We start from the raw sequence: 17,796 nt of genomic DNA, 5'->3' as shown, positions 1-17,796 counted from the left end.
CGGCCTTCAAGCCCTTTGCGCCTCGAACACGCGGCCCGACAGCACCGTGCCCCACACGCGCGCGTCCTTCAGCGCCATCGGATCCATCTCCAGCGGATCGTCTTCCAGCACGCAGAAGTCGGCGCGCTTGCCGCATTCGATGCTGCCGATTTCGCCGTCGAGCTTCAGTGTCCACGCGGCGCCTAGCGTGATGGCGCGCAATGCCTGCGGCACGCTGATGCGCTCGGCCTCGCCCAGCAGCCGGCCCTTGGGCGTGATGCGGTTCACGGCGCACCATGCGGTGAAGAGCGGCCCGAGCGGCGTGACGGGCGCATCGGAGTGGATGGCCAGCGGCACGCCCGCCGTCAGCGCGCTGCCGCAGGCGTCGAGCCGGTTCGCGCGGTCGGGGCCCATGGTCATTTCGTAGTGCTGGTCGCCCCAGTACCAGATGTGGTTGGCGAAGAGGTTGGCGCACAGGCCCAGCGATGCCATGCGGCGGAACAGCGGCGCGTCGATCATCTGGCCATGCTGCAGCGTGTGGCGGTGGTCGGGGCGCGGGGCTCGTGCGAGCACGCGGCCGATGGCGTCGATGGCAACCTCGCTGGCCTCGTCGCCGTTGGTGTGCGTGTGGATGGTGAGCCCGGCGCGGTGATAGGTCTCGAAGTCGGCCTCGTACTGCGCGGGCGCAGTCACCCAGATGCCGTTGGGCGCGCCGTTGAAATGCCCCGGCCAGCGCAGCCGCGCCGAGAAGCCCTGGATGGAGCCGTCGAGCATCATCTTCACGAGGCCGTAGCGCAGGCGGTCGGTGTTGCGCGGCATCAGGCCCTTCACATGCTCCGCTCCCTGCGCGGCGCCATGCGTGCCGTGAAAGGCCTGGAACGCGGGCAATATGCGCACGCCGAAGCCGTCGTCCTGCGTCACCGTTTCGAGCACGCCGCAGTCTTCGGGCGTGAGCTTGTTGACGAGGTCGGTCGCGGTGGTCACGCCCTGCAGGCAGGCCAGCCGCGCGAAGGAGCGCACGCCGGCTTCGGTCATCGGCGCGAGCAGGCCGGCGTTGCCGATCTTGCGCAGGACAAGAAACATGGCGGCCGGTTCCTGCAGTTCACCGGTGGGCTCGCCTTCGCTGGTGCCACTCGCGAACTTGACCACGCCTTCGACCTCGTTGTCGCGCGTGATCTCGGCGATGTTCAACATCGCGCTGTTGACGTTCATCAGGTGCCCGTTGGCATGGCCGATGACGATGGGCCGCGTGCTGCTCGCACGGTCGACGTGCTGCACCGTCATGCGCTCGCCGCCGAAGTAGATGGGGTCGAACCCCCAGGCGATGAGCGGCTCGGTGTCGGGTATGCCATCGGCCGTCATCTTCGCGGCCACTTCGCTCAGGCGCGATACCACTTCGTCCATCGAGCGCAGGCCACTCCACACCTTGCCTTCGGGGTCACGGCGGTCGAACCAGCCGAGGTACGTCCAGTCCCACATGCTGCCTTCCTTCAGGTGGCAGTGGCCTTCGACGAGGCCAGGCATCAGCACCTTGCCGGCAAAGCGCTCGTCGAGCGTGAAGGGGCCCCAGCCCTGAATGTCCGCCAGCGCGCCGACGGCAAGCACGCGGCCGTCGCGCACCGCCACGTGAGTGGCGTGCGGCTGCATCGGGTTCATGGTGATGATCTTGCGGGCGGCGTAGACGGTGGTGTTGCTGGTGCTCATGGCGATGTGGGAATCGAAAGAGGAGGGCGCGGCAAGCCGTCGACCACGTCGACGCGCCTGCAGCGTACCCAATGATCGGGCGCGACTTCGCGCAGCGGTGGCAGCTCGGCCGCGCAGGCCGGCTCCGCCACGGGGCAGCGGCCGGCAAAGCGGCAGCCCTGCGGCGGGTTGATGGGGCTCGGCGGATCTCCGCTGAGCTTGATGCGGTTCGCCGCGCGCCGCCGCCCGCCGCTTACCGTGGGCACGGCCGACATCAGTGCCACGCTGTACGGATGCAGCGGCCGCGCGAAGAAGCTGCGCCGCGGCGCGCGCTCGACGATCTGGCCGAGGTACATCACCGCGATGTCGTCGCAGATGTGCTCCACCACCGCCATGTCGTGCGAGATGAAGAGATAGGTCAGGCCCAGCTCGCGTTGCAGGCGGGCGAGCAGGTTCAGTATCTGCGCGCGAATGGCGATGTCGAGTGCCGACACAGGTTCGTCGCACACCACCAGCTCCGGGTTGGTGGCCAGCGCCCGCGCAATGTTGATGCGCTGGCGCTGCCCGCCCGAGAACTGGTGCGGAAACAGGTGCTGCTGCTCGGGCCGCAGGCCCACCGCCTCGAACAGCTCTGCCACACGGCGCGTGCGTTCTTCCGGCGTGCCCACCCGCATCAGGTCGAGCGGCGCGCGCACCGCTGCGCCAGCCCTCTCGCGCGGATTGAGCGAGGAGAACGGGTCCTGAAAAATGATCTGCATGCGCGTGCGCGCCTGCCGCAATGCTTCGCCCTGCAGCGCGCCCAGGTCGGTGTCGCCGAGCCGCATGCGGCCCGAGGTAACGGGCGACAGCCGCATCACCGCCAGTGCGGTCGTGGTCTTGCCCGAGCCCGATTCGCCGACCACCGCGAGCGTGCTGCCGCGCCGCACCTCGAAAGAGACGCCATCCACCGCCTTCACCACCTCGGGCGTGCGGCCCCAGTCGGCCTTGCCGCGCGGAAAGTGCACCTTCAGGTCATCGACCGAAAGCAGCGTGTCGGTCTTGCCGATGAATGTCATGCGGCCTCTCTTTCGCGTTGGTCGAGCGCTTCGGCATGCAGCCAGCAGGCCGCGCCGTGCGGCACGCCAGCGGCCACATTGCCGTGCATCGCGAACATCGGCGGCACTTCGGAGGCGCAGCGTGCCATTGCGCGCGGGCAGCGTTCTCGAAAGGCGCAGCCCGTGCCCAGCTCCCAGATCGAAGGCACCACGCCTGCGATCTCAGCCAGGTCTTCACGCGCATCGTCGTCGTACGCCGCGCTGCTGCCGAGCTCGGGCAGGCAATCGATCAGCCCGCGCGTGTAGGGGTGGCCGGGCTCCGACAGCACCTGCTCGGTTGTGCCTTGTTCGATCACGCGGCCCGCGTACATCACCATCACGCGGTCGGCCATCTCGGCGACCGCGCCCATGTCGTGCGTGATGAGCATGATGGCCGTGCCCTTCTCGCGCTGCAGCTCGCGCAGCAGGTCGAAGATCTGCGCCTGTACCGTCACGTCGAGCGCAGTGGTGGGTTCGTCGGCAATGAGGATGTCGGGGCGACAGGCCAGCGCCATCGCGATCATCACGCGCTGGCGCATGCCGCCGGAGAGCTGGTGCGGGTACTCGTCCACGCGCCGCTCGGGCGCAGGAATACCCACCTGCTGCAGCATCTCGATGGCGCGCTGCCTCGCTGCGCGTGCGTTCATGCCGGCATGCAGCTGCAGCGATTCGCCGATCTGGTCGCCCACGGTGAACACCGGGTTCAGCGAAGTCATCGGCTCCTGGAAGATCATCGAGATGCGGTTGCCGCGCACCTCGCGCATGCGTGCATCGGTGGCCTGCACCAGGTCTTCACCCTGGAACAGCACCCGGCCGTCGCGGATGCGGCCCGGCGGCGAGGGTATGAGCCGCAGCAGCGCCAGTGCCGTCATGCTCTTTCCGCAGCCCGACTCGCCGACCACGCACAGTGTTTCGCCGGCGCGGATCTCGAAGTCGACCCCGTTGAGCACCAGCGCCTGGCCTCGGCGGGTTTTGAACTCGACATGCAGGTTCTGCACGCGCAGCAATGCGTCGTCGTTCGTCATCAGCGTTCCCTCAGCTTGGGGTTGAGGGCGTCGTTCAGGCCGTCGCCGATCAGGCTCACGGCCAGCACGGTGATAAAGATCGCCGCACCGGGAAAGGCCACGGCCCACCAGCACGAGAGCACGTACTGCCGGCTGGAGCCGATCATCAGCCCCCAGCTCATCTGGTTCGGATCGCCCAGCCCGAGGAAGGACAGGCCCGCCTCGAACAGAATCGCAGCGCCGATGGCCAGCGTGGCCGACACCACCAGCGGCGGCAGCGCGTTGGGCAAGATCACCTTCCAGATGATGCGCGCGTCGCGTGCACCGATGGCACGCTCGGCCCGCACGAACTCCAGCCCGCGAAATTTCATGAACTCGGCACGCGTGAGCCGCGCGGTGCCGGTCCAGCTCACGATGCCGATGGCCAGCGTCACCGTTACCAGCGTGGGCGAGAACAGCGTTACCACCACCATCGCGAACAGCAACGCAGGCAGCACCTGGAAGAACTCGGTCAGCTTCATCAGCGCGGCATCGACCTTGCCGCCGTAGTAGCCCGCGAAGGCGCCGAGCGTGATGCCGATCAGCACCGAGAGCAACGCGGCCACCGCACCCACCAGCAGCGTGGCGCGCCCGCCGTAGATCAGCGCGGTGAGCACGTCGCGGCCCAGGTAGTCGCTGCCGAGCCAGGCGTCCTCGCTGAAGGGCGGCGTGAGCGGCGCGGCCTTGATCTCGAACGGATCGGCCGAGTAGAGCCATGGCCCGGCAATGGCCACGAGCAGCACGACCAGCAGCATCGCCATGCCGGCGATGGCGGCAGGGTTGCGCAGGAACATGCGCATCGCTTCCACCCCCGGATGCTCGACGCGCACGGCGGGTTTTGCCTGGGCCTTGGAAGATGCGGCAGCAGCAGCGGTAGGCATCGTGATCACCTTGCTCATGAGGCCTTGATCCGTGGATCGATGAAGCGGTAGCACAGGTCGGTGAGCTGGTTCATCACCACCACCACGATGGAAGAGAACAGCAGCACGCCGAGAATGGTCGGGTAGTCGCGCCGCAGCACCGACTCGAAGGCCAGCCGGCCGAGGCCCGGCCAGTTGAACACCGTCTCCACCAGAATGGCGCCGGCCAGCACGTTGCCGAACTGCAGCCCCAGCACCGTGACCACCGGCAGCAGTGCGTTGCGCAGCGCATGCTTGTAGAGCACCACGCGGTCGGCCAGCCCTTTTGCGCGTGCGGTGCGAATGAAGTCGGAGCCCAGCACGTCGAGCATCGACGAGCGCGCAAGCCGGCTGTACTGCGCGAGATACACCAGGCTCAGTGTGAGCGTGGGCAGCACCAGGTGCTGTGCCACGTCGAGCATGTCCGCGAAGCCGCCGGTGCCCGTCGAGTCGATGGAGCGCATGCCCGCGACAGGAAGAATCGGAAACACCGATGCCAGCAGGATCACCAGCATGATCCCCAGCCAGAACACCGGCGCGGCGAAGCCCACCAGCGACAGCACGGTGATGAACTGCGACAGCAACCCGTTCGGCCTGCGCGACGACAGCACGCCCAGCGCAGTGCCCACGAAGAAGGCCAGCAGCACCGAGCTGAGCACCAGCAGCAGCGTGGCCGGTACGCGCTCGGCGATCATGCTCGTCACCGGCAGGTTGAAGAAGTACGAATAACCCAGGTCGCCCTGCGCCACCTTGCCCAGGTACACGCCGAGCTGTACCGGCAGCGACTTGTCGAGCCCGTACTGCGTGCGCAGCTGCGCCATCAGCTCGGGCGACATGCCGCCGCTGGCGCCGGCAATGGTTTCCACCGGGTCACCCGGCGCCGCGTGCACCAGCACGAAATTGAGCACCACCACCGCGAGCACCAGGCCCAGGGCCTGGAGCAGTCGCGAGGCGGTGTAGCGAAGCGTGCCCATGTCGTGCCCGCCTTACTTGATGTACACCTCGTCGAGCGGCGACAGCGGCCCCCAGATGGTGGTCGGCACGTTGCCCACCTTCTTGCTGGTGATGGTGTGGTACGGCACCTGGTTGATGAACTCGATGGGCAGCTCGTCGGTCACGATCTTCTGGAAGGTTGCGTAGTAGGCCTTGCGCTGCGTCGGGTCGATCAGGCCGCCTGCGGTGTTGAGCAGTTCGTCGACCTTCGGGTTGGCGTACGACTGCGTGTTGGTCCACACGATGGGCTTGATGTTGGTCGACAGGTAGGTGCGGTGCACGCCGATGATCGGGTCGCCCCAGTTGAACACCGCGTCCATCGACATGTCGAAGTCGTGCGAGGCCAGGCGCTTGGCCCAGGCCGGGAAGTCGGCCGAGGCGCGCACCTCCACCGTGATGCCCACTTTCTTGAGCTGGCCGCGGATGTACTCGGCCACGTTCTTCTGCTGGTCGTCGCCGCCGGGCAGGTAATCGATGGTGAGCTTGAAGCGCTCGCCGCCTGCGCCTGCCTTGTAGCCCGCGGCGTCGAGCATTTCGCCGGCCTTCTTCAGGTCGAGCGGGTAGCGCACGAGGTCGGGCACGGCAAAGGGGCTGCTGGCCACCAGCGGGCCGTCGGACACGGTGGCAAAGCCGCCCATCAGCGCCTTGGTGATGAAGTTCTTGTCGATGGACGTGGCGATGGCCTTGCGCACCTGCACGTCCGACAGCGGCTTCTTCGCAGTGTTGAAGGCCAGCCAGTTGAGCGGGCCGATGCCGTCGTAGCCCTTGGGCGTGAGCGACACCCTGGGGTCGTTCGCGAAGCGCTTCAGGTCGGTGGGCAGCGTGGCGAAGGGCAGCATCTGGATGTCGCCACGCTCCAGCCCGAGCACCAGGCTCGCCATGTCGGGCGTGACGTTGACGATGATCTTGTCGAGGTAAGGCTTGCCGGGCAGGAAGAACTTGTCGAAGCGCTCCAGCACGATGCGCTGCGCAGGCTTGAACTCGGTCACGCGGAAGGGGCCCGAGCCGATCACGTCGGTGGTGTTGCGCGGATGGTTCTTCAGGTCTTGCCCGTCGCCGTAGATGTGCTTGGGAAGAATGGGGCACAGCGCCGGCGACATTGCCAGCACGATGGCCGGGTGCGGCACGCTCATGCGGATGATGGCCGTGTACGCATCGGGCGTTTCCACCTTCTCGACCGGGCCGAGCATGGTGGTGAACGGATGGTTGGCCTTGATGGCCATGATGGAGAAGGCCACGTCGGCCGAGGTGACGGGCTTGCCGTCATGGAACACGGCATCTTTGCGCAGCTTGAGCGTGAGCGACTTGCCGTCGTCGGCCAGCTTCCACGACTCTGCAAGGTAGGGCTGCGGATTCCACTTGTCGTCGAAGCGCAGCGGGCTCGCGAAGATCTGCGTCGAGGGCAGGGCGGTGGCAATGCCCGACTGCACCGCGCCGTTCAGGTGCCGGGGCGTCTGCGTGCTGCCGATGACCAGCGTGCCGCCGCGCTTGGGCTCGTCGGCCGCGGAGGCGGGCAGCGGAAGCAGGGTGCTCGCGGCCAGGAACGCGGCGGAAAGCAGTGTGGTGCGGCGCGTGAAAAGAGAAAGCGGGAGCTGCATGACAAGACCTCGGAGAGTTCGACACAGGCAATCGGATTCGGCCAACGCCAACGCGAAGACCTTGTGTCGAAGATAGGCGCTTGGTACACACCGGCGAAGAGCCAACGCGGCACGACTCACAGGGCCAGAAGGGGCGGGTTTGCCCCGTTGTGCAGCAGGGCGTGCGCCACTTCGGTGAATGCGCGCAGGCGGTGCGCCTACTTCTCGTCGCGCAGCCAGTACCACTTGTAGAGCATGCGCTGCCCGATGCGCCGGAACGGCGCGAACGCGCGCGACTCGACCACCCCCAGCACGTTGGGAAAGGGCAGCGGCGAGCGGTAGATGGGCAGCTCGAACACGTCCTTGCCCGAGTCCTTGCCCGCCACGCGCTCGGCCAGCCGCTTGCCCGCCCAGGTCGAGAACGACACGCCGTTGCCGCCGTAGCCCACCGCGTACCAGATCTTCTTGCCGGCATCGGGCTGCGTGATGCGCGGCATCATGTCGTGGCTCATGTCGACCCAGCCCCACCACGAGTAGTCGATGCGGATGCCCGCCAGCGGCGGAAACTTGCGCGCGATGGCGTCGGTGAGCAGCTTCAGGTGCACCGGGCCTTCGGCGTCGGCGCCGCTCACGGCGCTGCGGCTGCCGATCTGCAGCCGGTTGCCCTTGAGCAGCCGGTAGTAGAAGCGCAGCGTGCGCGTGTCGGTCAGGAAGGTCTGCGACTTGAAGTTGGTGGCTTGCAACTCGGCATCGGTGAGCGGGCGCGTGACCACCGAGTTCGACAGGATCGGCATGATCCGATTCTTCAGCAGCGGGTTGAGCGCCTGCCCCGTGTAGCCGCCGGTGCACACCGCCACGCGGCGCGCGCGCACCACGCCGGCCGGCGTCTGCAGGTGGTGCACGCCGTCGATGGTCTGCCAGCCTTGCACGGGGCTGGATGTGTGCACCGTCACGCCCAGCGCGCGGGCGCGCCGCATCAGGCCGAAGGTGAACTTCAGCGGGTGGATGCCCACGCCCTCGGCCTCGTACATCGCGCCGACGGTCTCGCGCTCGTCGCAGTAGTCGTGGCGCACTTCCTCGGCGCTCATCATGCGGGTGGCGTAGCCGAACTTCTCGCGCATGAGCCGTGCCTCGGCATCGAGGCCGGCGAGCTTTTCAGAGCGGTGTGCGAGGTAGAGGTGGCCGCCGTCGTAGGCGTCGCAGTCGATCTGCGTGGTGAGGTGGCGAAAGTTCTCGAAGCCGCTGCGGATCTCGGCGTCGAGCCGCTTGGCGGTGTCGAGGCCCCAGCGTTCGATCCACTGCGAACGCTTGAGCCGGCCGCTCGCGTTCTGGCCCTGGCCGCCGCTGCGGCTGGAGCAACCCCATGCGGCCTGGTTGGCTTCGAGCACGGTGGCGCGGATGCCGTGTTCCTGCGCGAGGTAGAGCGCGGTCGACATGCCGGTGGCGCCCGAGCCGATGATGGCCACGTCTACATCGATGTCGCGCAGCAGCGGGCCGTCGTCTTCCGGCGGCTCGCCGGCGCTGGCCACCCACCAGGTGGGTGCGTAGGCGCGGCCGGCGCCGGGGTCGGGCGCGCGCAGCGGGTCGTACTGCGGGTCGTAGGGGCGGAAAGGGGCCTGCGGCGGCTGCTGCTCGAACGCTGCGGCGTCGATGGCCGCGCTGGCGGTGGCCGTGGCGGAGGCGAACTGCACGGTGCCTGTCATGGTCATGAAGGGCTCCAGGAGAAGGGGAAGAAGAGGGCCGGAAAGAAGTGGGCCGAGGCGTGCTTGCCTACTTCGCGGCGGGCAGGTTCGGGCGTGCCTTGCGGAACACGTTCTTCAGGTGGATCTTTCCGCCCTTGAAGGTGAAGACGTCGATGCCGTCGGTCTCGATGCGACTGCCGTCGGCGGCGGTGCCGGTGAAGGTCCACTGCGAGGTGCCGAAGTCTCCGTGCACGAAGTGCTGGCCGTTGATCCATTGCGCGTCGGGCACGGCTTGCCATGCTGCGGCAAAGGCCTTGCGCACCGCCTCGGTGCCAACGTGGCGGGTGCCGCAGGCGTCGGGGCCGGCGGCGGTCTGGAAGATGCAGTCGGCCGTCATGAAGCTCATGAGGGCGTCGATGTCGTGGCGGTTCCAGGCGTCGCTGAAGGCGGCAAGGGTGTCGGTGGTCACTGAAGTGGAAGGCATTGCGGTCACGCGGGAACTCCGGAAATTGATGCGGCAAGAGTAGGCAGCCGCCTGCCGGCGCGATAGGGCCAGTTGGGAGGATTCGACCGAGCCAGAGCACCACGAACTGCGTGCGCTGCCCTAAACTGCGGCGCACCATGCCCCCGAATCCGCGAGCCACCCAGTGGGCGCAGCTCTTCGCGCTGCCCGATCAACCGGCGCTGCCGCTGCAGGCCCGTTTGCGCGCCGCCGTGGTGCAGGCCATTCTTGAAGAGCACCTGGCGCCCGGTGCGCCGCTGCCTTCGTCGCGCGAGCTTGCGGCGCTGTTGGGGCTGAGCCGCAATACCGTTACCTCGGCGTACCTGCAGCTCATTGACGAGGGCTTTCTGGAGGCGCGTCCGCGCAGCGGGGTGTTCGTGGCGCACGATGCCCGTCCGCTTTCAGCCGTTCATGCGGAGCCGCTGGTCGGGCGCAGCGGGCAGGCGAGCCAGCCGCCCGACTGGTCGGGTCGCGTGCTGCGCTCGCTGGTCGACAAGCCAACGCTGTCGAAACCCGACCGGTGGCGCGACTATCCGTACCCTTTTGTCTACGGCAACTACGACCCGCAGCTCTTTCCCACTGAAGACTTCCGCGAGTGCTGCGCGCGCAGCCTGGCGCGCTCGCAGCTGCCGCACTGGACGCCCGACTTCGAAACCGACGACGTGCCCGACCTGATCGAGCAGATCCGCACGCGCCTCTTGCCCAAGCGCGGCGTGTTCGCGCTCAAGGAAGAAATCCTCGTGACCATGGGCGCGCAGCATGCCTACTACCTGCTGGCCGAGGCGCTGTTCGACGAGCAGACGCGCGTGGGGCTGGAAGAGCCGGGGCATCCGCATGCACGCAACAGCTTCTCGCTGCGGCAGCCCAAGTGGGTGGAGGTGGATGTCGATGAAGACGGGCTGGTGGTCGATGCGCTACCGGCGGCGGACTACCTGTTCGTTACGCCTTCGCACCAGAGCCCCACGACCGCGACGCTGAGCCTCGAACGGCGCCAGTGGCTGCTGCGCAAGGCCGAGTTGCAGGACTTCGTGATCATCGAGGACGACTACGAAGCGGAGAACCTGTACGAAGGCACGCCCATGCCCGCACTCAAGAGCCTGGACAAGACGGGGCGGGTGATCTACGTGGGGTCGGTGTCGAAGAGCCTGTCGCCTGCCTTGCGGCTGGGCTTTATCGTGGCGCCGCGTGCGCTCATCAAGGAGCTGCGCGTGATCCGGCATGCGATGGTGCGGCACCCGAGTGCCTTCCTGCAGCATGCGTATGCGCTGTTTCTCTCGCTGGGGCACCACGAGTCGCATGCGCGGCGGGTGAACCACGCGATGCAGGAGCGGCTTGCGCTGGCTGCCCAGGCGCTGCGGGACCATCTGCCCGATTTCGAGTTCCGGCTGCCTTCTGGCGGGGCTTCGATATGGGTGCAGGCGCCGACGTGGGTAGATGCCACGGAGCTGTCGCTGATGGCGCGCAACCATGGGGTGCTGATCGAGGCCGGCGATGTGTTCTTTGCGAAGCCGCCGTATCCGTGTCCTTTCTTCCGGCTGCGCCTGTCTTCGATTGCGGCTTCGCAGATTCCGGCGGGGATCCGGGCCCTGGGAATAGCGGTGGAAGAACTGGCTTTGGCGCGCGGTGAGAAGCGGCCGGTGGGCGGCCGGACCCACTGACCGGCTGAAGAGTTCGGGGGAGGCAACGCCCCGTCTGAGTGCCATGTGCACCAGAACAAGGGTATTCACCCATCGGCTGGCTCCATGCCCGCCCCGGTGCTGGTACTTCCTGGCTGGAGGCGATGCGTGCAAAGTCGCTGCGAGATTCACCTACTGGAGAAACCCGATGACCATGTCCCGCCGTCTCCCCCTGCAACTCGCCGTGCTGGCCACCACGCTGGCAGCATTGTGCGGAACCGCCTCCGCACAGCAGGCCAAGGAACTCACCTTCGCCCACCAGGACATGCTGGTTCCACTGCGCCTCGTCATGGAGTCCGGTGAGGTCGAGAAGGCCACGGGCTACAAGATCAACTGGCGCATGTTCGCGGGCGGCGGCGACGTGATCCGCGCGATGGCTTCAGGCGACGTGCAGATGGGTGAAACCGGCTCCAGCCCGCTGACGGCCGCGGCCAGCCAGGGGCAGGACATCAAGCTGTTCTGGATCTCCGCCGACATCGCGAATGCGGAAGCGCTCATCGCGCGCAATGCATCGGGCATCAACAGCATGAAGGACCTGGCCGGCAAGAAAGTGGCCACGCCCTTCGTGTCGACCGCGCACTACCAGCTCATGGCCGGCATGAAGATGGACGGCGTCGACCCCAAGAGCGTGAACGTGATGAACATGCGCCCGCCGGAGATCGCGGCCGCATGGGAGCGCGGCGACATCGACGCCACTTTCATCTGGGACCCGGTGCTCTCGAAGATCAAGGCCAGCGGTAAGACCATCGCCACCTCGGGCAGCATCGGCAAGCGCGGCGCGCCCACCTTCGAGGGCATCGTGGTCAACGCCAAGTGGGCGGCCGCGAATGAGCCTTTCATGATCGCCTTCGTGAAGGCACTCAACCGCGCGAACGAGGAATACAAGGCAACAGGCAAGAGCTGGACGCCCGATTCGCCGCAGACCAAGGCCATGGCCAAGTGGACCAAGGCTGATCCGAAGGACGTTGGCGCAGCGATGGCGCTGTACACCTTCCCGACGATGGCCGAGCAGGTTTCGCCGACGTGGCTGGGCGGTGGTGCTGCCAAGGCGATGGCTAACACGGCGGCTTTCCTGAAAGAGCAGGGGCGGGTGCAGGAGGTGAAGCCTGACTACGGCGCGTTCGTGACCACTACTTATGTCGAGAAGGCAATGGGCAAGTAGCAACGAACGGAAATCGGAGATCTGAAATGCCCACGCTAGACATCCGAGACCTGACGGTCAACTACGCGGTAAAGGGCGGCACGCTGCAGGCGCTGGCCCCCGTCAACCTCACGATGCACGACGGCGACTTCGTAGTCGCACTAGGCGCCTCAGGCTGCGGCAAGACCACGCTGCTCAACACCATCGCGGGCTTCCTGCCCCCTTCGACTGGCGAGATATTGCTGGATGGCAAACCGGTGGTCGGCCCCGGCGCCGACCGCGGCGTGGTGTTCCAGAAGCACGCGCTGATGCCTTGGCTCAACGTGCGCGACAACGTGGCGCTGGGCCTGCGACTGGCCGGCGTGGGCAAGGCCGAGCGCGACCGCATCGCTGAAGAAAAGCTCGGCCTCGTCGGCCTGCAGAAATACGCCGACCGCGCGGTGTATGAGTTGTCTGGCGGCATGCAGCAGCGCGTTGGCATTGCGCGCGCACTCGCGAGCGACCCGGCCGTGCTGCTCATGGACGAACCCATGGGCGCGCTCGATGCTTTCACGCGCGAACAGGTGCAAGAGATTCTTCTGCAAGCCTGGTCCAAGTCGAACAAGATGGTGTTCTTCATCACCCACTCGGTGGAAGAGGCGCTGTTCCTCGCCACCCGGCTGATCGTGATGAGTCCGAGCCCCGGGCGCATATCGCACGTCTACGACGACGTGCCTTTCTCTCGCCAGTACCTGTCGCACGGCGACTCGCGCAAGGTGAAGTCGGAGCCCGAATTCATCCGCATGCGTGAAGAAGTGCTGTCGATCATTCATCATCGCGAGGTTGCCCATGTCTGAGGTGTCGATCGCATCCCCCGTCGCCATGACGCCACCGCCTTCCAAGCCCGCCACCCCGCCAGTACTGCCTGCACCCGCAGCAGGCGCCAAGCTCAAGACCAGCGCCTTCAAGGTGCCGGGCGAAGGCTCGAGCGTGACCATCAGCATCGTCACCGTTGTGGCGTTGGTGGCGCTGTGGTTCATCGTCACCAACATGGGCTGGGTCAAGCCGCTGTTCCTGCCCACGCCGCAGGCGGTGTTCCAGCAGTTCTACGAATACCTCACCGGCCAGGCCAACGACAAGCCGCTGTGGCAGCACTTTCTTGCCAGCATGTTCCGCGTGTTCTCGGCCTTCTTCCTGGCCTGCGTCACCGCCATTCCTGTGGGCATCGCGATGGGCATGAGCCGCTTCTGGCGCGGCATCTTCGATCCGCCGCTGGAGTTCTACCGGCCGCTGCCGCCGCTGGCGTACCTGCCACTCATCATCATCTGGTTTGGCATTGACGAGCTGCCGAAGGTGCTGCTGATCTTTTTGAGTTGCTTCGCGCCGCTGGCATTGGCCGCGCGCTCGGGCCTGCGCAGTGCCTCACAAGAGCAGATCAACGCGGCGTACTCGATGGGCGCGAGCTACATGCAGGTGATCCGCCACGTGATATTGCCGTCGGCATTGCCCGACATCCTTGTGGGCATGCGTATCGCCATCGGCTTCGGCTGGACAACGCTGGTGGCCGCCGAGATGGTGGCGGCCAACATGGGGCTGGGTCAGATGGTGCTGAATGCGTCGAACTTCCTGCGCACCGACATCGTCATCATGGGCATCATCGTCATCGGGGTGGTTGCTTATCTGTTCGACCTGCTGATGCGGTGGCTCGAGCGACGTCTGGTGCCCTGGAAAGGGCGCATGTAGTCGGCGCCATGTGCACGGGCTGCTGTGGCGGCAGCGCCGGGCCTTCGGCCAGCGCGCCCATCGATTGCTCCAGGAAGTCGAGCATCGCGCGCATCGCGGCGCTGTTGTGGCGGCGCTGCGAATACGCGGCATACAGCCAGTGCTCGCGCGGCATGTGCTCGCGCAGCACCGGCACCAGCGCCCCGCGCTCCAGGTGCGACTGCGCCAGCGGCTCGGGCACATAGGCCACGCCCACGCCACGCAGAGCCAGCTCGATCAGCGCTACGGCGTCGTTGGCTTCCATGCGGCTGTGCACCGGCACGTCGTACGGCTTGCCGCCGGTCTCGAAGGGCAGGTGGGTGGTCGGCTTCGCCGAGAAGCTCAGCACATCGTGCCGGCCCAGGTCTTCGGGCGTCTGCGGCATGCCGCGCTGGGCCCAGTAGGCCGGCGTGGCGCAGACCACCATGTCGAACTGCACCAGCCGGCGCACGATCAGGTTCATGTCGTCGATGCGCCCGCCCGTCAGGTGGATGTCGATGCCTTCCTCGATCAGGTCGAAGTTGTCGTTGGTGAACACCAGGCTCACGTACACGTCGGGGTAGAGCTTGATGAACCCGGCGATCACGTCAGAGAGCCAGCCGGCGATAAGCCCGTGCGGCGCGCTCATGCGTAGCCGACCGCGCGGATGCGAGCCGTGGGCCTGCAGGTCGTTCAGGGTGTTCTCGGCCATCGTCACCAGTTGCGTGCTGCGGTCGAGCAGCACCTGGCCGGCGTCGGTCAGGCTCAGGGAGCGGGTGGAGCGGTTCAGCAGGCGCACGCCGCTGCGGGTTTCGAGCTCTGCCACATAGCGGCTCACCGTGGCTTTCGACATGCCCAGCGAGATCGCCGCGCGGGAGAAGCTGCGCCGGAACGCGACTTCACGGAATGTTTTGATGAGATCGAGGCCGTCCATGGTGGAGGCATTGTTCCAGCATCGAGGATGAGGCCGTGGGGTGTAGGGGCATACCCAGGCCTGGATCGGACTTCACGCGAGACAGCTTCCGTGACGATCGACACGAGTAGACTCCGCGGCTTTTCCTTTCTGCAGAGGAGCGAGCTGCGATGGCTATCTTGGACGCCGGCCCCTACTTCCACGGTACGCGGGCGGACCTTCAGGTGGGCGATCTGCTCACGGCCGGCTTTCGGTCAAACTACGACGGCCGCGTCGTCATGAACCACATCTACTTCACCGCCTGGCCCAAGGGCGCCGGGCTGGCTGCCGAAATGGCGAGGGGCGACGGCCGTGGCCGCGTCTACATCGTCGAGCCCACGGGCGCCTACGAGGACGACCCCAACGTCACCGACAAGAAGTTTCCGGGCAATCCCACACGCTCCTACCGCAGCCGGGAGCCGCTTCGGATCGTCGGCGAACTGGAGACCTGGGAGCCCTTCGATCCGGAGTACATCCGGCAGCTCAGGGAGCGCGTACGCGTTGGCATGGGAGAGATCATCAACTGAATCCCGCCTGCCGTGCCGTGCCGCGCCGGGTAGCGAACGGAAATGGACCGGGTTGTTGACCGTCTTGGGCCTCTCGGCGCCACTGCTGTGCGGCAGAATTCGGCCAGAAGCGCTCCCCCGCGGCCGACGTTCGAAGCTGAGGCAGGCAGCCGCAACGAGTTCAACCCACAGGTCTACGGCAGTTGGTCATTTTGGATCGATGACATCAAACTCGAACTGCACCGGAGCGGAGTCTTCGACGTAGGCGCTGATCAGGTAGTGGCCGGCAGGATCGCCATCGGCCACGTCCCAAGACTTCGAAATGGTGCCGTCGTAGATGGTCAGGGTCACGTCCAGCGAAATAGTCTTGCGATCCGCCGACGTACCGTAAGGCTGGCCACCGCTGCCCCACGTCTTCGGGGTTTCCGGCAATGTCACGCGTTCGAGAACGCGGACCTTGCCAGATTTCCGGTTGAGTTTCAGGATCCAACCGTAGTTTTGGTTGATCGCCCGTGGCACGGTGTTCGAAACCTTGAAGTCCAGCACGTCGTTGTTGGGCGCGAGCTTGAAGAGCCCAAAGACCGCATCGAGCGGGCACGCTCCATTCGCTGTCGGGGCGACGGCGCAAGCTTTGAACACGGCGGCATTGGATTCAGAAATGAATCCATGCGATGCGGCGCCCGTTGTTTGAGCGCCAATGTGGGTGCATGCGACCGCGGCGAAAAGAACAAGAAGGTGGCGTGAATATTTCATGGCAGATGAGGCTCGGCAAGCGACTGTCAAACGATCAAACCTTGCATGTCCTATGGCATAGGTTGAGCCAGGAGCAAGCTCGACCTTCGATGCGAGATGCGCCCGCCATGCTCTCCCGGCGAAACGCAGCAGCAGGATTGCCAGCGAGACCTACTGGAATGTAAGGCTCAAGGGTCGGCTCCCGTCAACCAGGCGTACCCGGCGGAATCCTAAGCATCCGCTTTCGAGAACGTCGCTGGGCCCTTTGCGCAGACTTCCCGTGCGGCCACAAGCGGCCAATCGCGAATGGCTGCTTCGGCGATGCTCTATCCTCATTAAAAAGGTGTGGGATCGTTAACTCGGAGGAGCAAGCGATTGACGCGCGCAGCCTTCGCTGCTTAACATCAATGCACCTTCCACCGTCGACGTGCCATGAAACGCCGTGAGTTCGTTCTTGTTGGCACTGCGCTCGCCTCACTCGGCGTGTCAGCGTGCACCCATTCGATCGGAGGCTTCGCCGCAAAGACTTCGCGAGAAGATGACTGGAACATCGCCGCGGGTGACGACGGCAAGCTCGTTGACACCACCGCACTCAGCAAGATGGCCGATCGGCTTGCGGCTTCGGGCTCGAACATTCACTCGGTTCTTGTCGTGCATCGCGGCAGGCTCGTTTTCGAGCGCTACCTCCAAGGCAGCGATCAGGTGCCGACCAGCTTTTTCGGCAGCCGTGTGGAGAACGTCGTCTTCAACGCCGGCATGCGCCATGCAATGAAGTCAGCGACGAAGAGCGTCGCGTCGCTCGCCGTCGGCATCGCGATCGACCGGGGGCTGATCCATGGCGTCGACGAGCCGATCCTTGGCTTCTTCCCCGAACTCGCAGACCTGCGAACGCCAGAATCGGATCGCCTGTTGCTGCGGCACGCGCTCGGCATGACGCTCGGCCTCGAATGGATCGAGTCAACGCCCGCGACCGGCGATCTCGCGAACGACGAAACGCGCATGTATTTTTCGGGAGATCCGTGTCGCTACGTGCTCACGCGCCGAACTGTGGCGGCGGCTGGGCAGCAGTTCTTCTACAGTACCGGCGCGCTGGCGCTTATATCGGCGATCCTGCATCGGGCCACCGGCAGACCGCTCGACGAGTTCGCGCGAACGAGCCTGCTGGAGCCCCTGGGCATCTCCGGCGAAGAATGGAGCCGAATGGGCAGAGACAGCGACGCCGGCGGAGGCCTTCGCATGCGTCCACGGGATATGGCGAAGATCGGACAGCTCGTGCTGGCGGGCGGGCGCTGGGATGGACGCCAGATCGTGTCGAAGGGCTGGATCGAAGCTTCCACCGCGTCGCTCATCAAGGCAACGGACGACCAGGACTACGGCTACCTTTGGTGGAGCGGCCATGCCAGAGCGCACCGACGAATAGTCCGCTGGATCGGTGCGCTCGGTCGAGGCGGGCAATCGATCCGCATCGTGCCCGAGCTCGATCTCGTCGTTGCCGTGACGGCAGGCTACTACCAGGACTACAGCCCGCAGGCATTCAAGTTGCAGTACGGCGTGTTCAACGATGTGCTGCAGGCTATCTCACCGTCCCTGTGACTCGGATACCGTGACTGGCGTCCGTGCTGTCGGCGCGTAATTGAAC

The 17,796-nt window shown here is 66.0% G+C and carries 16 protein-coding genes; 6 read left to right on the top strand and 10 right to left on the bottom strand.

Annotated elements, in window-relative coordinates:
* Nucleotides 1-6: 6 nt before the first annotated feature.
* From BLV60_RS27465 to BLV60_RS27430, 8 genes are all read right to left on the bottom strand, one after another.
* A complete protein-coding gene (locus tag BLV60_RS27465; protein ID WP_093058465.1) occupies nt 7-1,683 on the bottom strand; it encodes an amidohydrolase in 1,677 nt (558 codons plus the stop codon).
* Nucleotides 1,680-2,717 (bottom strand): ABC transporter ATP-binding protein, encoded by a 1,038-nt coding sequence (locus tag BLV60_RS27460; RefSeq protein WP_093058464.1) that lies wholly within the window; start codon nt 2,715-2,717, stop codon nt 1,680-1,682. Before BLV60_RS27460 ends, BLV60_RS27465 begins: the two co-directional genes overlap by 4 nt.
* Nucleotides 2,714-3,760, bottom strand: coding sequence for an ABC transporter ATP-binding protein (locus BLV60_RS27455; protein WP_093058463.1), 1,047 nt, complete (start codon nt 3,758-3,760; stop codon nt 2,714-2,716). Before BLV60_RS27455 ends, BLV60_RS27460 begins: the two co-directional genes overlap by 4 nt.
* Complete coding sequence (locus BLV60_RS27450; RefSeq protein WP_176928968.1) at nt 3,760-4,677, bottom strand: ABC transporter permease; 918 nt, start codon at nt 4,675-4,677, stop codon at nt 3,760-3,762. The genes BLV60_RS27455 and BLV60_RS27450 overlap by 1 nt, the downstream gene beginning before the upstream one ends.
* Nucleotides 4,674-5,651 (bottom strand): ABC transporter permease, encoded by a 978-nt coding sequence (locus BLV60_RS27445; protein WP_093058462.1) that lies wholly within the window; start codon nt 5,649-5,651, stop codon nt 4,674-4,676. The genes BLV60_RS27450 and BLV60_RS27445 overlap by 4 nt, the downstream gene beginning before the upstream one ends.
* A gap of 12 nt (nt 5,652-5,663) precedes the next feature.
* On the bottom strand, nt 5,664-7,268 hold the full coding sequence (locus BLV60_RS27440) for an ABC transporter substrate-binding protein (protein ID WP_093058461.1): 1,605 nt from the start codon (nt 7,266-7,268) through the stop codon (nt 5,664-5,666).
* Between the two features lie 197 nt (nt 7,269-7,465).
* Complete coding sequence (locus BLV60_RS27435) at nt 7,466-8,956, bottom strand: NAD(P)/FAD-dependent oxidoreductase (RefSeq protein WP_093058460.1); 1,491 nt, start codon at nt 8,954-8,956, stop codon at nt 7,466-7,468.
* 61 nt (nt 8,957-9,017) lie between these two features.
* Nucleotides 9,018-9,413, bottom strand: a complete 396-nt coding sequence (locus BLV60_RS27430) for a nuclear transport factor 2 family protein (RefSeq protein WP_093058459.1) — start codon at nt 9,411-9,413, stop codon at nt 9,018-9,020.
* Between the two features lie 137 nt (nt 9,414-9,550).
* On the opposite strand from BLV60_RS27430, the gene BLV60_RS27425 reads away from it, so the two are divergent.
* The 4 genes from BLV60_RS27425 (at nt 9,551) to BLV60_RS27410 (ending at nt 13,970) form a co-directional block, all read left to right on the top strand.
* Nucleotides 9,551-11,089 carry a MocR-like pyridoxine biosynthesis transcription factor PdxR gene (locus tag BLV60_RS27425; protein ID WP_093058458.1) on the top strand — a complete coding sequence of 513 codons (1,539 nt, stop codon included), beginning with the start codon at nt 9,551-9,553 and terminating at the stop codon, nt 11,087-11,089.
* 166 nt (nt 11,090-11,255) lie between these two features.
* On the top strand, nt 11,256-12,269 hold the full coding sequence (gene tauA, locus BLV60_RS27420; protein ID WP_093058457.1) for a taurine ABC transporter substrate-binding protein: 1,014 nt from the start codon (nt 11,256-11,258) through the stop codon (nt 12,267-12,269).
* Between the two features lie 26 nt (nt 12,270-12,295).
* The gene (locus BLV60_RS27415; RefSeq protein ID WP_093058456.1) at nt 12,296-13,084 is read left to right on the top strand and encodes a taurine ABC transporter ATP-binding protein; all 789 of its coding nucleotides are present in this window, start codon (nt 12,296-12,298) and stop codon (nt 13,082-13,084) included.
* Nucleotides 13,077-13,970 carry an ABC transporter permease subunit gene (locus BLV60_RS27410; RefSeq protein WP_093058455.1) on the top strand — a complete coding sequence of 298 codons (894 nt, stop codon included), beginning with the start codon at nt 13,077-13,079 and terminating at the stop codon, nt 13,968-13,970. The genes BLV60_RS27415 and BLV60_RS27410 overlap by 8 nt, the downstream gene beginning before the upstream one ends.
* Here BLV60_RS27410 and BLV60_RS27405 read toward each other — a convergent pair.
* Entirely contained in the window at nt 13,888-14,901 is a 1,014-nt protein-coding gene (locus BLV60_RS27405; protein WP_093058454.1) for a LysR family transcriptional regulator, read from the bottom strand. The genes BLV60_RS27410 and BLV60_RS27405 overlap by 83 nt on opposite strands.
* A 149-nt stretch (nt 14,902-15,050) precedes the next feature.
* On the opposite strand from BLV60_RS27405, the gene arr reads away from it, so the two are divergent.
* Complete coding sequence (gene arr / locus BLV60_RS27400; protein WP_093058453.1) at nt 15,051-15,446, top strand: NAD(+)--rifampin ADP-ribosyltransferase; 396 nt, start codon at nt 15,051-15,053, stop codon at nt 15,444-15,446.
* Between the two features lie 186 nt (nt 15,447-15,632).
* On the opposite strand, the gene BLV60_RS27395 is transcribed toward arr, so the two are convergent.
* Nucleotides 15,633-16,178, bottom strand: coding sequence for a hypothetical protein (locus BLV60_RS27395; RefSeq protein ID WP_143042649.1), 546 nt, complete (start codon nt 16,176-16,178; stop codon nt 15,633-15,635).
* A 411-nt stretch (nt 16,179-16,589) separates the two neighbouring features.
* Here BLV60_RS27395 and BLV60_RS27390 point away from each other — a divergent pair, with 411 nt between their 5' ends.
* Nucleotides 16,590-17,750: a serine hydrolase domain-containing protein gene (locus BLV60_RS27390; RefSeq protein ID WP_093058451.1), complete on the top strand. Its 1,161-nt coding sequence runs from the start codon at nt 16,590-16,592 to the stop codon at nt 17,748-17,750.
* Nucleotides 17,751-17,796 lie beyond the last annotated feature (46 nt).

Source organism: Variovorax sp. YR634, from assembly GCF_900106655.1.
In the GTDB taxonomy this organism is placed as follows: Bacteria; Pseudomonadota; Gammaproteobacteria; order Burkholderiales; family Burkholderiaceae_C; genus Variovorax.
This window is presented reverse-complemented; position numbering and strand designations above follow the sequence as displayed.